Annotated in this window: 17 protein-coding genes; 9 read left to right on the top strand and 8 right to left on the bottom strand. The window is 33.1% G+C overall.

All coding sequences use genetic code 11. The features are described 5' to 3' along the window. Positions 1-16 precede the first annotated feature (16 nt). Positions 17-502, bottom strand: coding sequence for a tetratricopeptide repeat protein (locus QNH24_RS14285; protein ID WP_283868246.1), 486 nt, complete (start codon positions 500-502; stop codon positions 17-19). A 212-nt stretch (positions 503-714) separates the two neighbouring features. Here QNH24_RS14285 and QNH24_RS14280 point away from each other — a divergent pair, with 212 nt between their 5' ends. Then, positions 715-1,557 carry an alpha/beta hydrolase gene (locus QNH24_RS14280; protein ID WP_283868245.1) on the top strand — a complete coding sequence of 281 codons (843 nt, stop codon included), beginning with the start codon at positions 715-717 and terminating at the stop codon, positions 1,555-1,557. Positions 1,558-1,749: 192 nt separating this feature from the next. Here the strand turns inward: QNH24_RS14280 and QNH24_RS14275 are convergent, their stop codons facing one another. The 3 genes from QNH24_RS14275 to QNH24_RS14265 all read right to left on the bottom strand — a co-directional run bounded on the left by QNH24_RS14275 (position 1,750) and on the right by QNH24_RS14265 (position 3,830). After that, a complete protein-coding gene (locus tag QNH24_RS14275; protein ID WP_283868244.1) occupies positions 1,750-2,199 on the bottom strand; it encodes a hypothetical protein in 450 nt (149 codons plus the stop codon). A gap of 172 nt (positions 2,200-2,371) precedes the next feature. Continuing rightward, complete coding sequence (locus tag QNH24_RS14270; RefSeq protein ID WP_283868243.1) at positions 2,372-2,947, bottom strand: GNAT family N-acetyltransferase; 576 nt, start codon at positions 2,945-2,947, stop codon at positions 2,372-2,374. A 16-nt stretch (positions 2,948-2,963) separates the two neighbouring features. Beyond that, the gene (locus QNH24_RS14265) at positions 2,964-3,830 is read right to left on the bottom strand and encodes an AraC family transcriptional regulator (RefSeq protein WP_283868242.1); all 867 of its coding nucleotides are present in this window, start codon (positions 3,828-3,830) and stop codon (positions 2,964-2,966) included. Between the two features lie 309 nt (positions 3,831-4,139). On the opposite strand from QNH24_RS14265, the gene QNH24_RS14260 reads away from it, so the two are divergent. Both QNH24_RS14260 and QNH24_RS14255 read left to right on the top strand, forming a co-directional pair. Then, a complete protein-coding gene (locus QNH24_RS14260) occupies positions 4,140-4,898 on the top strand; it encodes a class I SAM-dependent methyltransferase (RefSeq protein WP_283868241.1) in 759 nt (252 codons plus the stop codon). A gap of 213 nt (positions 4,899-5,111) precedes the next feature. Continuing rightward, a complete protein-coding gene (locus QNH24_RS14255; protein WP_283868240.1) occupies positions 5,112-5,261 on the top strand; it encodes a hypothetical protein in 150 nt (49 codons plus the stop codon). A 222-nt stretch (positions 5,262-5,483) separates the two neighbouring features. Here QNH24_RS14255 and QNH24_RS14250 read toward each other — a convergent pair whose 3' ends face one another. After that, positions 5,484-5,594 carry a YjcZ family sporulation protein gene (locus QNH24_RS14250; protein WP_283868239.1) on the bottom strand — a complete coding sequence of 37 codons (111 nt, stop codon included), beginning with the start codon at positions 5,592-5,594 and terminating at the stop codon, positions 5,484-5,486. A 304-nt stretch (positions 5,595-5,898) separates the two neighbouring features. Here QNH24_RS14250 and QNH24_RS14245 point away from each other — a divergent pair, with 304 nt between their 5' ends. Beyond that, positions 5,899-6,690: a CsxC family protein gene (locus tag QNH24_RS14245; RefSeq protein WP_430673827.1), complete on the top strand. Its 792-nt coding sequence runs from the start codon at positions 5,899-5,901 to the stop codon at positions 6,688-6,690. A 591-nt stretch (positions 6,691-7,281) separates the two neighbouring features. On the opposite strand, the gene QNH24_RS14240 is transcribed toward QNH24_RS14245, so the two are convergent. After that, on the bottom strand, positions 7,282-7,467 hold the full coding sequence (locus tag QNH24_RS14240) for a YmaF family protein (RefSeq protein WP_283872847.1): 186 nt from the start codon (positions 7,465-7,467) through the stop codon (positions 7,282-7,284). A 995-nt stretch (positions 7,468-8,462) separates the two neighbouring features. Between QNH24_RS14240 and QNH24_RS14235 the strand changes: the two genes are divergently transcribed. From QNH24_RS14235 to QNH24_RS14220, 4 genes are all read left to right on the top strand, one after another. Beyond that, a complete protein-coding gene (locus tag QNH24_RS14235; protein ID WP_283868237.1) occupies positions 8,463-8,756 on the top strand; it encodes a hypothetical protein in 294 nt (97 codons plus the stop codon). Positions 8,757-9,028: 272 nt separating this feature from the next. Continuing rightward, positions 9,029-9,202, top strand: a complete 174-nt coding sequence (locus tag QNH24_RS14230) for a hypothetical protein (RefSeq protein ID WP_283868236.1) — start codon at positions 9,029-9,031, stop codon at positions 9,200-9,202. Positions 9,203-9,328: 126 nt separating this feature from the next. Beyond that, complete coding sequence (locus QNH24_RS14225; RefSeq protein ID WP_283868235.1) at positions 9,329-10,114, top strand: alpha/beta fold hydrolase; 786 nt, start codon at positions 9,329-9,331, stop codon at positions 10,112-10,114. 288 nt (positions 10,115-10,402) lie between these two features. Beyond that, positions 10,403-10,609, top strand: coding sequence for a hypothetical protein (locus QNH24_RS14220; protein ID WP_283868234.1), 207 nt, complete (start codon positions 10,403-10,405; stop codon positions 10,607-10,609). Positions 10,610-11,034: 425 nt separating this feature from the next. Here the strand turns inward: QNH24_RS14220 and QNH24_RS14215 are convergent, their stop codons facing one another. Together QNH24_RS14215 and QNH24_RS14210 are read right to left on the bottom strand one after the other, a co-directional pair. Continuing rightward, positions 11,035-12,213: an MFS transporter gene (locus QNH24_RS14215; protein WP_283868233.1), complete on the bottom strand. Its 1,179-nt coding sequence runs from the start codon at positions 12,211-12,213 to the stop codon at positions 11,035-11,037. Between the two features lie 21 nt (positions 12,214-12,234). Next, positions 12,235-12,696 carry a MarR family transcriptional regulator gene (locus tag QNH24_RS14210; RefSeq protein WP_283868232.1) on the bottom strand — a complete coding sequence of 154 codons (462 nt, stop codon included), beginning with the start codon at positions 12,694-12,696 and terminating at the stop codon, positions 12,235-12,237. 563 nt (positions 12,697-13,259) lie between these two features. Between QNH24_RS14210 and QNH24_RS14205 the strand changes: the two genes are divergently transcribed. Further along, complete coding sequence (locus tag QNH24_RS14205) at positions 13,260-14,105, top strand: MBL fold metallo-hydrolase (RefSeq protein WP_283868231.1); 846 nt, start codon at positions 13,260-13,262, stop codon at positions 14,103-14,105. Positions 14,106-14,273: the final 168 nt, after the last annotated feature.

Below are 14,273 nucleotides of genomic sequence, written 5' to 3'. Positions count from 1 at the left end.
TTCTATGCATTATTGATCACTCCCAAATTTGATCAAGTTTATCACTATAAAACTTAATGGCTTTGCTGTATGCATTTACACCTTCATGATTCGAAGTGGTTAAGAGAGTATTTAATAATATTTCCATTGATTTTGAATGATCCTTTAAGTTATAGAGCGTCATAGCATAGAAAATCTTTAAATGCTCGGCATCTGGAAAATCATTTATAGCTTGTTCTAAAATTTTCCTTGATTGTTCATATTGACCTAATGTGCGATAAGTACTTCCTAGTCCTAAATAAGTACCCTCTAAATCTTCATGGCCCATCCCTAATTGTATGGCTTTTTCATAATGAGGCACAGCTTCTTTTTCCTTTCCCAATAAATCATAAGTCCATGCACAATGATAATGATACAACCCATTTTCAGGTTTTTCTTTAAGGAGAGCTATCATGAGTCGATTAGCTTCTTCTAAATGCCCATTTTCTCTCAGAGATATTATGTGTTTTAATTGTTTATCCATTTTCTATCCTCTTCATTTTTTGTAAAAATCTTAATTTCTATTATAGCTTGTCAAAATTAAATGTGTATAATAGATATAAAAATGCTTGAGGTGAGCATGAATGCTTGAACGTTCAATGGAAAAGACACGGGAATGTAAAATGGAAAGGGAGTGATAGAAGGAAGAGTTTTATAATAGCTCTTCTAAAACAATTAGAAAAGAGGACTATTAGTATGAATAACATCAATCGTGAAGGCTTCGATTTAGCATATTGTGTAAAGGGACAAGGGGAGAAGAAAATAGTGGTAATTGGCAGTAGTGTTTATTACCCTCGCTTATTTTCTGAAAATCTCTATAAACATTTTCAATTTTATTTTTTAGATCACCGAGGATTTGTGAAATCACCTCGAGAACTAAAACAAGAGGATTATACATTAGATAAAATTGTAGAAGATATTGAGGCTGCCAGACAATTTCTCAAGCTAGAAAATTTTATTATATTAGGACATTCTGGACATGCATTTATGGCCTTAGCCTATGCTAAAAAATATCCTCAATATATAGACAAGGTTATACTCTTGAATTCTGCACCGACAAATAGTCAAGAAAGACAACAGCAAAGCTTTTCTTATTTTAACGAAACAGCAGATACTGAGCGAAAAAGACAATTTGAGCATGATATTGCTTTTTTAGAAAATGATATTCGGAATGACCCTGAAAGACGCTTTGTCCATATGTGTCTTCGAATGGGAGCACATAGTTTCTATGATTATACATTTGATGCTGCTGATATGTGGGAAGGCGTCTATACGAATATGCAAATCATTGATTATCTTTGGGGAGTAGCATTTGCTGAACGCGATTTGATTCACTTATTGGCAGATGTTGAAAAACCTGTTCTTGTAGGATTAGGTAGATATGATTACTTAGTTGCACCTGTTTCGCTTTGGGATTCATTAGATGGACTAGACAAAAATGTCAAAAAGGTTATTTTTGAAAAGAGTGGTCATAATCCAATGTATGAAGAACCTGAAACTTTTGATAGAGAGTTAATCAGCTGGATTAATAATAAATAATTGATTACTAAAGACCAGTTATTTTCTAAAGAATGAGAATAACTGGTTCATTTTTTATAGAATATTTTCATCAGATTAAATCGATTTTTTCCTCCATGAAAACACCTGGGAGACCAAGACCAACATCACTTTGGCATAAAGCTCATTTGGAAGAGCCCTATTAATTTCTCTATTTTTACTACTTAGTCCACCTTAAATTTTACGAATAGCCTCAATTCTTTCACAATCTATAATAATAGGCATAGTTGCTGATCCTATTTGAATGAAGTACGCACAGCTAGTTGGTTTATCAAAATACAAGAAGTAAACATTTAAAAAATTACCACCTTTTGCAAGAAACACATCTACTAATGTTCCAGGGTCAAGACATTGTAAAAGATGACAAGCACAGTCCTTGCAATTGTGGGTATTTATTTCTTGACCATGATGTTTATTCCGGTTGTCATTTTTCTGTTTTTGCTTAACATCCTTAGAATTATAATATTTTATTTTATTAGTATCAGCTTCATCAAACTCATTATCTTCAGTAGAGCCTTTGTCATAATTACAATAATATGTTTTGGATTGACAGTAACATTTATCAAATTTATGATAGTTGTCAAAATTCCAATTGATACGCTCAAGATAACGTTTATCTTCCATACCTTATGTTCTCCCTTATTGTTGGAATATTTGCTGTTACCAGTTCTATAATTAGTCTATGATATGAAGGCACAGTGGAACTGGTACAATGTCCATTTGGGATTTGAAAATTGGGGGAAGAACTAGAAATAGGTATTTAATAAAAATGACTAGAACTCTAGCTGTAAGAAATTTATTTGCTGGCACCATAGTCCTCTTTAAGATAACTATATATTTCTAAATCTACTATACCTTTACCAGACCAAAGTGAAGCCTGTCTTAAAAGTCCATCTTTGAGGAAGCCATTTTTTAGGAGTACCTTTTTCGACGGTTCATTCAATGGCATCACTTCAGCCTGTATCCGATTAATGGCAACCTCCTCAAATAAATATTTTACAATCATATGTACAGCTTCAGTGGCAATGCCTTTACCCCAATACGCCTCAGCTAAATAGTAGCCGATTGTTACCATATCCACTTTCTGATTAAAATCCATTGCTTCAATAATGCCAACCAATGTATCATTCTGAGATTTTTGGAAAATACCCCATTTTACTCTGCTTTTCTTCTGATAGTCTCTATCAAAATGGCCAATCATTTTACTAACAGTTTGAAGATTGTGCTTTGGAATAATCCCGCAAAACTCAAATACTTTTTCATTATCATAAATATCAAATAGCTCCTGTAAATGGCGATCCTCAATTTTTTTAAGCTCTAGCTTTGTTGAGCTTAATATTGGAAATTCCTCAAACACCTTTGTTAAATTCATAATGTTCTCTCCTTTGTTACTCTTTAATTGGAATGTAAATTTCCATTTTCATATCGTTTGGATAAGCTGAATTGACTACATCTGTTATTTCAAAATCAGGGCCTTCATTTCTTTCATAATTAGAATTTGGTAGCCAAACACCATAAATATAGCGTCGTATATTTTGAATTGCCTCTGAAGTTCCTTTCATGGAAAACACCGCATATTTGCCCTCAGGGATTTCAAATTTGACAAGGCCATTGTCCACTGATTCCGTATTGCCCGTTACTTCTTCACCAATAATAAACGAAAATTGTCCATCGTCATGAAAGTTAGTAGATATACCATATGCGAAATTGGGAGTAAGCTTATGAGGAATTCGCTCATAATAATGATTTTTTCCAAAATCAGTGTAAAATTTAGGAATATCTATAAAATATTTTTCATCTAGTAAGGTTGTTTGGTATTCATATCCAATAATAAACTTTTTCTGTAAATAAATCATTTCTGGTTTATTCATGATGAAATCTCCCTTCATTTTATAATCCAAAAAGTTCAGTTTACTTTGAAGGGGAACGACATTTTTTTCTTTTCGATATTTTGCAGGTGTCATTCCAATGTAATTGACAAAAGCACGTGTAAAAGCCTCCTGTGAGCTATATTGAAAGGCAATTGCAATGTCTAAAATGTTGTTGGAGGTAGTTTCTAATAGTATGGCTGCCTCAGATAACCTCCTATTTCTACTATATTGCTGTACTGAAAAACCAGTAATGGCTTGAAAAAGTCTTTGAAAATGGAATGCAGAGAAATAAGCCTTTGCTGATATATCAGTAATGACTAATTCATCTTGTAGATGCTCCTCAATATATTCAATAGCGTTTTGTATTCTTTCAAAATAATCCATATCACAGCCCCTTCCTGTCAATAATGATAACGGCAATCGAACATTACCTTTTGATAATTTGTGCTAATATTGTAAATGAAAATGGGAGCGAATGGTTGATAGAAATATAAGGGAAGTAAAATCAAGACAATGCAGCTCTTTAAAATCTAATGTTGATTACAGTCGAATTTAAATGTATAATTTTGTTATATTTTACTGAAAGCGAGGGATTTATGATGACAGTCAGCTCTATTTTTCTATCAAACAAATTTGAGGTGTGGAAGAACTAAAATTTATTAGATTCTTCCGCATAAAATCGGAGGAATTAACATGTATAGTTATTATGGTCCAATAAGTACAGAGCTTTATGATTTTACGAAACCAGTAGGCCATTCCATAAGTGGGGATATCGAGTATTATCTTCATCGTTTAACAGGAACGAATGGTAAGATTTTAGAAGCAGGGGTAGGTTCCGGTCGTTTTCTTATTCCTTTATTAGAGAAGGGTTTTGATGCGGAGGGTATTGATTACTCACCAGAGATGCTAGCCTCTTGTCGAAAACGATGTGCAGAAAGAGGATTACCTGCAAGGCTTTATGAAGGTAATCTAAGCAATTTTTCATTGCATTCCAAATATGAAGCTGTGGTCATGCCAACTGGGTCATTTTGTTTAATTGAGCAATCGAAGGAAGCAATTGATGCATTAACATGTATATATCATCATTTGGTTCCAGGTGGTCGTCTAATAGTGGACTTGCTACTGCCATTACATTGGCGTACAGGAGAAATTTCTACCTCCTATTATCAGCTATCAGACACTGAGGGAATAGCGTTAGAAAGTAAATCCGTAGAGATGGATTGGATCAATCAAACCACTCTTACCGTTTTAAAATATGAAAAATGGAAAAGTGGGAAATTAGTGGATACAGAACTGCAGAGATTCCCATTGCGATGGTATGGAATTGAAGAATTTCAGCAAATATTAAAAAATATAGGTTTTTCTGATATAACTTGTTCAGCTGAGTATATCTATAATAAGAAGCCTTCTATAGAAAGTGGATTGGTTACTTTTGAAGCGATTCGTAAGTAATGAAAATTAAGAAATCTGCTTGATTTAGTGATAAAATCGCTAAATTACTGCAGTTTTCTTTATTTTAGTTGATTTCGTTCTTGCCATATTTTGGTTTTTGAAAGAGTGAATAAAGTTTTGTTTTTAAGTCCCCAAAACGTTTAGTTACAATTGAGATTGAGGACCCTGAAAATACGAAGCGACCAAAAAGCGACCAAACTATAATCACCAGCTATGAAAACTGAAACGGAGAATTTTATTGCACAGGCGGTTAAAGATGGTGTTATTCAGGAATCGCACTTGAAGGATTTACAGAATGGTGCCATGACGACTGATCGTTTAATTGGGTTGTATATCACTATTCAGCAAAGACGTTGTAAATAATACGAAGCCCAGGTACTCAATAAATGGAGAGTACCTGGGCTTTTTATTTCAAGAAATTACATTTATTAAAATAAAAATGTTTAATCTAATACTATATTAAATTACGCAAGAAAAAATTTAAAAGGGTCACACGGAGGATAGTGACCCCTAAATAAGATTTAGAAAGAAAGGGTAAGTTTGTATTATTTTATTTGTTATGAGCATTAGAGGCGGTATTGGGTATTAATATTTGATGAAACTAACGCCGACAATAATTAGAAGAATGAATAGAACAACAATTAGCGCAAAGTTTGAACGAGAGCCGCCATAATTACTACCATAATCTTGAGACATAATATTTTCCCTCCTTTCTATATTCTATAATATGTATAGTTGTAGAAATTTAAGGAGATATTCATCCTAATAAAAAATATCAGGAGTAAAATTGGGATACTCTTTTTGTTTAGTGAGTCAGAATTGGAAATAAGTTAAAAATAATGGGCTAAAAATGGTGAATACCTAGCATTTTGTGCTCATTCTTATCTCTTAACTCAAAAATCTCATTTTTAAAATCAGAAAAAACTAGTATACACGTCCATACATAGATTTATTCGCTACATATTCTAGCAATATAGAGAGCGCTCTCTAATACTAAAAAATGAAAAGAGGAATTTTTTTGAGTGAACAATCAGAAAATCTAAATCAAATATTACCTTGTCCAGTAGAATCAACTGAACTAGTACCATTAGCTAATGAGGTTACTCCACTAGTCGCTACACCAGTTACAGCTCCAACTATTAAAATTCCAGTTGTACTTGCAGAACCTACACTTCAAATAGTTGTAGAATCAGATATTACGCTGAATCCTGCTGCAACTGAAATCAAAAGAGTGAAAAAAAATGTTTTCCTAAATCAAGTTAAATTAGTACCTGTTAGATTTGCACGTATTGCTAACACAGACTTTTTTAGGGTAACAAGAGCTAAATTGTTTGTAGCAGGGCATATTCGCAAAAATATAGAATATGCTTCAGCGGCTTGTAATGGAGCACTACAAGATAGAATTGCAGACGTTCCGTTTTCTGGTTTTACAGAACTTTTTTTCCCACAAACACCTGGAGGCACTACTCCAATCTTAGGAATTTCCGAGTTTGCCGAAGCGAACTTCCTGAATGAAAGAACTCAATTGGATGCTCGATTGGATAAGGCTTTCTTCCAAAATCTCGTTAAATACAATGAACAACCATTTGGCGAGTTAGTCGCTGCAAACTTCTTTGAACTTGATTTTTCACCAATTATGGCAGCACCCGAAGGCACATTCAGCACATTGCGTGAAAAAATTGTTCTGGATCTTACAGTAAAAGTACTGCAAGTTCAACAAGTCCGCCTTGGCGCTGGTAGTACTGTAATAACGCCTGTTCTTTTCGGACTTACTCCTCCTACTAGTCCTTAATAGTCTTTAGTTTTTTGAGGAACAGAACAAATAAAGAGGCAGTTCACTAAAAAATGTGATGGAAAAAACAACACTGGAATATTTAATGGGTACTGATAAAAATCTAATATTTAATTTGGCAGTTGAAAGTTTGGTTGATATCTGAATTTCAACTGCCTTTTTGTTTTAATAGAAACAATCTTTACAGCCTAATTTTAATAATAGATTGAATTTCGATAAGCTCTCAACGTTGTATTTAAATTTGTTTTTGATAAAGCCTTTTGGAAATTGTGCATCCCCAATGACGACTGACCGTTTAATTGGGTTGTTTATTACGATTCAGCAGCGAAAAAATGATAAAAAGTAATTAAAATAAGTATGGTACCTGTTGAATTCAATCATAAATTTACCGTTTGTTAAGAAGTTGTATAGGTTGATTCTCTAAAAATGCCCAAGTACTCAATTAATTTGAGCATGGGCTTTTTTATTACTAGAACATAGTAGTTGGAAACTTCGATTAGGTTTCCATCTGGTGGAGGGAAATTGTAATTGAACAAGAGAAATTAAAAAGCCGGTTTCTGAACATACAGAAAATCAGCTTTTTTATACCTTTTATACGAGAGGCTTTTGAATTAATGTAGCAAATTCTAGTTGATGTACATGCCCATCATCAAGTGTAGTAGTACCTTTGACAAAGTGTACATGTTTATCATCGCTAACGCGGATAGCAGGGCCTGTTTCTATTGCAACCTCATGATGATGATCTAAAAAATCAGTATTAGTCATAAGTACATGTATATGACTATTTCCCTTAGGAATTACTTCACTTGTAACTCCTGCAAAACGATGATTATGTCAGTCATCTCCTTCTTCAGGTACTTGCCAAGAATTCATGAACATGTGTTTGTTATGACTCTACTGAAGCTTTTTTATTGTTTGACTGTTCTTCTTTAATGAGCTTTTCTTTTTCGTTTAACTCTTTATTCATAAAATATAGTCCTCCTTAAAATTAGACTACGGAATATAATACTCGATGGGAAAGTATTTATGAATAAAAGGAAAAATAATAAAACTAAAAGTTGTTAGTAGTCGCCCGGTAATCATAGTAATTACAAGCGTTCTTTTTAGATTCAAATAATTACCTAATATGTGTCAGTAAATTAAAAAACAGATAACTGTGTTAGTTATCTGTTTCATGCTCCGTATTGGATTGTTTAGCTTGTTCAATTACTTCCTCAAAGGCTGCTTTAATTTCCTCAATTGTATAACCAGCTTCCAGTAATTCTTGAGTTGTTTGTTCTAATTGTTCATTTTGTTATCCTCATTTATATTTTATCTATCTCCCACATTAATAAGAGCCGTATTTGTAGGGGCATATAGTAAGGCTGTAAAGCGTTCCAATAGAAAGTTGAAAATTCATCACATATAGAAGAAACTCCTTATAAAGAGCGTCCAGTGCCTTTCTATAACTGGATAGGGGAAAGGGATAGTCATTCAGAAATATGTAGTAGACCAAACATAGAAAACTGGCTTGAATGGTAAATCGCTATGAACAATAGGGGATGAGTGAAAAAACGGATTTAGTCACATTTGTGTTCATAGCGATTCCCCCTAAATTTTAGTATTTACTTCAAAAGTTTATTCTAAACAATTCAATATTTAAAAAAGGGTGATATGTAAATGACTTGAGATACAAAAATAATAACCAAAAAATGTTTAGTATAGTAACAGCCTGATTTCCAATACTAAACCTGTTTCAAAAATACTTTATTTATGGAAGGAGGCTTTTATTAGTGAGATTTCTTACATGGGGTGTAATTGGCGCTGCTATTTTGGGTGTAGCTAGAGGATTGCAAAATGGTACTCTTCAACAGTTCACAAAAAATTTTTCGAACAAGTTAAATTTACAGAATGCACAACAAATGATGCAACCACTACAACAAATGGCACAACCAATGCAGCAAATGACTCAGCCTTTACAACAGATGAACCAAGCTTCTCAACAGCAAACAAATCAATCATCACAACAGATGAAGCAACCTTTACAAGCTGTAACTAATAATTTAACTGGTAATTCATCAAAATAGTAATGCTATATGTACAATCTTCTTCGATAGACCTATTTTTGGTCAAAAAAGTTATTAACCAATCGCTATGACTATGAGGGAGTCTGGAAAGTTCGGACCTCATAGCGATTGGTAATACGTAATAAAGTATTTACACTGGTAGTTTCGTTTATACTTGTTTAGTCAAACAAACTTTTGATAGTTCTAATTACTTTGCCAATTAAAAAATCGTATTCGAAAAATAATTTGGATAATAATAAGGAAAAAATAAAATTCTTAAATGAGGTGAATACATGAAAAAAATAATTTTAGGTACTTTTACAGCAGTACTTTCTACAGGATTATTATTTGGATGTGGAACAGCGAACGATGAACAGGAGCCCGATCCAACTGAAGAACCTTCTGAACAGCAGAAAGATCAAAATCAAAATGATAGCCAAAATGATCATCAAGATAGTAACCTTTAGTTTTATTTCGTATTTTTTATTAGAGTAGTACAAGAGAGTGTAGTTTCATCATGTTTGAATAGATATTTTATGAATCAAGATAGAATTAGATATCTTGGTCTCTTGTTAAATTCGAGGTGATTAGAAGTGCCGATGCTAGATGTAGAAGGTGGTAGCTTATATTATCAAGTAAAGGGTGAGGGGACGCCAATCATCTTCATTCACCCTCCATTACTGACAAGCACAAATTTTCTTTATCAATTAGAACATTTATCTAAAACATATAAAGTGATCACCTTTGATATTAGAGGTCATGGAAGAAGTGTGTATTCCAAACAAGCAATTACCTACCCACTCATTGTTAATGATATTGTTAATTTACTGGATTATTTAGGTGTAGAGAAAGCATTTATTTGCGGTTATTCAACTGGTGGCTCGATTTTATTAGAATTTTTATTGATGTATCCCAACAGAGCATTAGGAGGCATCGTAATTAGCGGAATGTCAGAAGTGAAAGATCTTTTTTTGAAGCAGAGAATTTCTTTAGGAGTTAAACTTTCAAATAAAAAAACCATTTCTGTTCTTACACTTGCGATTTCGTTGGGTAATTCCAAGACACGACAAGTATTTAGGAAATTGTATGAAGATGCATCATTTGGAGATGCACGAAATATTCAGCAGTATTATCGTTTTAGCCTACACTATAATTGTACAAGTCGACTACAAGATATTAATTCGCCTGTTTTACTTGTTTTTGGTACAAAAGACAAAGTATTTCATCAATATGCCTATATTCTACATGGAAAGCTTCCTCATAATGAATTAGTATTTTTAAAAGAAAAACATCAAATTCCTACGAAAGCAGCCATTAAATTAAATGAAAAGATTGATGAGTTTATCCAGAAACATTCTGTTATAAATTCGTTACAATGAATAAATCTTACAAAAGATCTCAAAAGTATAGAGATTCCCTATATGATGTAAAATTGGGGATCATTAAAAAGAAGTGCTATTCAAAAGATCACTCCATTATGGGTGGTCTTTTGTGCTTAGTAAATACCTGTGGAGAATCCAAAATAGGATCCTTTCGGCAGACTTCCTTAAAATTGAGGAGGTCCTAATTTGATCGATCGAAGGTAATGAATGTTAATATAGGTAAATGCCTAGACTGTCAATCCTTACATTGCATAACCTATACCGAGATGGAAAGGAGAAAAAATAATGCGAGATTATTATGAACAATATGATAGAGGTGACAGATATGAGGATGACTATGACTATGACTATGACAGTTATGGAAGACGTCGTAGAAGAAGACGTCCACGTTATCAATACCCGTTCTACCCGTTCTACCCATTCTACCCATTCTACCCACCGTTCTATCCACCATACTATCGCCAACCATACAACCGTCCATACGGGTACTAATATAAATAATCTACTCTTATATAAAAACAAAAAACGACAGAAACTTTAATTCTAATAATTTCTAAAAATGTGTGTGAATATTTCTTTCTTCTACTCCAATGAATGAACGAAATATCTTTCATTCACTGTGGTGTAGCGCTGGTTTTGTGCTAAATTGATGGCTAACGTAACATAAAGGAGTACTGTCAGGAAAAAGGGCTTAGCGTTGTAAATCCACATTTTCCTGACGGTACCCCCAGTACTTCTGCAAAAAGGGGTGAGATGTATCATTCCTCAACAACACACCTAAGACAAGGTACTCAATTAACCTTAATCCTTGGCTTTTTTGTTATGTGATCGAGGTACGAGCTCATTTGGAAAGATGGAGCAAGTCTGAAACGTTCCACTAATTATTTTTAACTATTAACAGTGATATAAATTTTTTGTTACATAGATCTATTCTTTATACTAGGATACTGGTAGAGAGAAATAAGAAAAAGCAAAACTCCAAAAATAATAAAGACGAGAGTACTTGGCAGAACAACACTTAATCCAGTAAACATCCCGCCAATTGCCATACCTGAATAACGGATAAAATTAAACAATCCTAAGGCAGCTCCCCTATGCTCGCTATATTCATTACTTATAATAGTTGAAAATAGTGGAGGTGCAAACCCAATTGTTAAGCCATACATAAACAATATGATACTTAATCCAATAATTGATTTGGTATGCAGACAACCAAAGGCAATAATTAACAAGGGAATGAAAAATAAAACAGTGATAAACAGCTTCTTCAATGCAACTTTCTTCTGTATTTTTTTAAAGATAACACTCCCAAAAATCATACTAACAGTTAAAGGTAAGTATAATAATCCAATGTTTTGTAATGATATATGATAATGATCGTTGAGTAATATCGGTAAAAAGACCAGAATGGCAAAGTGTATAAAAAAGACAAAAAAGCCTACAATCATCGTAATAGAACCAACACGATTCAAAAAAATAGCTCGATAGGTTTGGGTAAAGTTACTGGAATTTTCTTGAAGATCATTTTTTTCGTTGTTAGGAAAAACATACATAATAAACATAAGTAATACGGTAGCAATAAGAAAAAGAAATAGAAAAATTCCTTGGTAGCCATAATGTTCGCCTAATATTCCTCCTAATATTGGTGAAACTGCTGGTGCAAGGGTAAGCAGTATTTGATATGTACCGATTGCGCTCCCTCTTGCTTCCCCTTCAAATAAGTGTGAAATCATATTTATCGTAACTAAGGGAATAATACCAGCACCAATCGCTTGAACAATCCTAAAAATCATAAAGAGCAAAAAGTTGGTTGTAAATGCGCAAACAATGGTCGAGATACTAATTAAAATGAAACTAAAGATTAACAACTGTTTTTGATTCTTAGTATCTATCACCGTTCCTAAAAAGATTTGAACCACCGCAATGATAAAAATAAAGCTACTCACAGTGAAATTCACCAAATTAATAGATACGCTAAAAGAATCTCGAATTAGTGGAATGACTGGTGTATAAATATTTTGATTTAAAGAAGCGAAGAAACTGCTTATACTTAACAAATACAATGCTAGTATTTTCGCTTGAGTTAGTCGAGACATACACTTTCTCCTTTTACAGCTTTAATGTGACTTAATGTTTTCAGTAATAGCGTTTAAAAACCGAATAATTGTCTCTAACTCCGTTGTATTAAAATTGTTAAAGATACTTAAATAACGATTTTTTGCCTGCTCATGTAATCGATTGTGGATAAGTGCAAGTATCTCTCCTGATTTTGTTAGTAAATAATATACTTCTTTTTTATTATCTTCTTGTTGTGTTTTTTCAAGAATATTATGTTCCGATAACTTCTTTACTGCTTTTGTAATCGCTGGTTTAGATACATTTAAAATTTCAGAGAGCATAATATTATTCGCCTTTCCTTTCTCTTTGATTACTGCAACGATGTGTAATTGTGTCAGTGTCCAATCGGAAACAATTGCTTCTTCCTGACTTACATTCATTCGTTTTCTTCTTCTGTCAGCTGATTCTCTTTCTGTAATTAATCGTTGCAAAGCTTCAATAGCATCAATTTTTTTATCCATTTGTTACACCTATCCTTATTGTAATTTGATTATTGTTAACCGGTTAATAATTTTGATTGTATATTTCAAATTTTTTTATGTCAACCTATAACGATTTTTTAATGATATTTGGTAGTGTAGTTAACTTAATAGTTAACCAATTAATCAATTGAATCATTGTTAGATAATTGGTTGGTAGTGTAAAAGGAAAATAATCTACATGAATTCATTTTTGGGAATTAATGAAATCTAACTATAGTTGTTTTTTGATAGTAGTTTCAATAGCGAAAATATTCATTTTGACCTTTAGAGTAACACTCAGTTATTAAGTTTTAAATTGGCAATCCACTCTTTTTCTTAACTCTTATTCAGCTCATTATATTCGAAAGTGGATAGGTTACTTTTAAAGCTATTCGTAAGAAATAATTAATAGTTAAAAACTTTTCAGAAATCTGCTCGATTTTTAGTGGGAATAGCCGCTAAGGTCTTGCAGATTTTTTATTTTATCCAATTTTTACTTGCAATATTTTTGTTGTCTGAAGGGAAAATAAGGGTATGCAATTTATGAAGAAAGTAGGTTTAATATGCAGAATGATATGAATTATGGTGGGGATTTTAAATATATACCAGCAACTTCAATTTGGAGTGGAGATGGTATTGAAGTTCTATCTGATCTTTATCAACAAACAATTCAAATTGTCAATATTATACTTTATGGAGATCCCTATAAGCAGGAATTTGTTCTTATTGATGCGGGTATGCCAAAAAGTGCTCAAGAGATTATTTCTGTTGCAGAAAAGAGATTCGGTGCAAATTGTCAACCGAAGGCATTAATTTTAACTCATGGTCACTTTGATCATGTTGGTGCAATCATTGATTTAATCGATCATTGGGGTATGCCAGTCTATGCGCATGCTTTAGAATTACCTTTTCTAACAGGGAAAGAAAATTACCCTGAACCAGATCCTAATGTGAATGGTGGCTTAATTGCGAAAATATCATCCATTTTTCCAAATGAAGCCATTAATTTAGGAGATCATGTTGGGCAGCTTCCATTGGATGGCAGCGTACCATTTATGCATGGTTTCCGCTGGATTCATACGCCAGGACATACGCCAGGACATATCTCCTTGTTTCGTGAGGACGATCGAACATTGATTGCTGGAGATGCCTTTGTTACTGTAAAGCAGGAATCACTCTATAAGGTTTTATTACAGAAAAAAGAAATAAGTGGTCCTCCACGCTATTTTACGACGGATTGGCTAGCTGCTTGGGAATCCATCAAAAAATTAGAGGCATTAAAGCCAACAGTTGCAGTGACAGGACATGGGTTACCCATGAAGGGCGAAGAGCTTACAAAAAATTTGCATAGACTGGCTACCGAATTCGAACAAATCGCTTTACCAGACCATAGCAGGTTTCTAAATTAATGATGTAGTTTAGATCTTTACGAAATAAAGACTGTAGCAAGAAAATTATTGCCACAGTCTTCATTGGATATGTCCTAAATTGGGGGCGGTGTCTTTACTCTTGCTTTTTCAGCAGCATCTTTTAATAAAAGCCTATTGACATAAAAATAAAAAATCGTTATATTCAAT

The organism is Lysinibacillus pakistanensis (genome assembly GCF_030123245.1).
GTDB classification, from domain to species: Bacteria; Bacillota; Bacilli; order Bacillales_A; family Planococcaceae; genus Lysinibacillus; species Lysinibacillus pakistanensis.
Note: the sequence above shows the minus strand (reverse complement) of the source record. Positions and strands in the feature narration are given on the sequence as shown.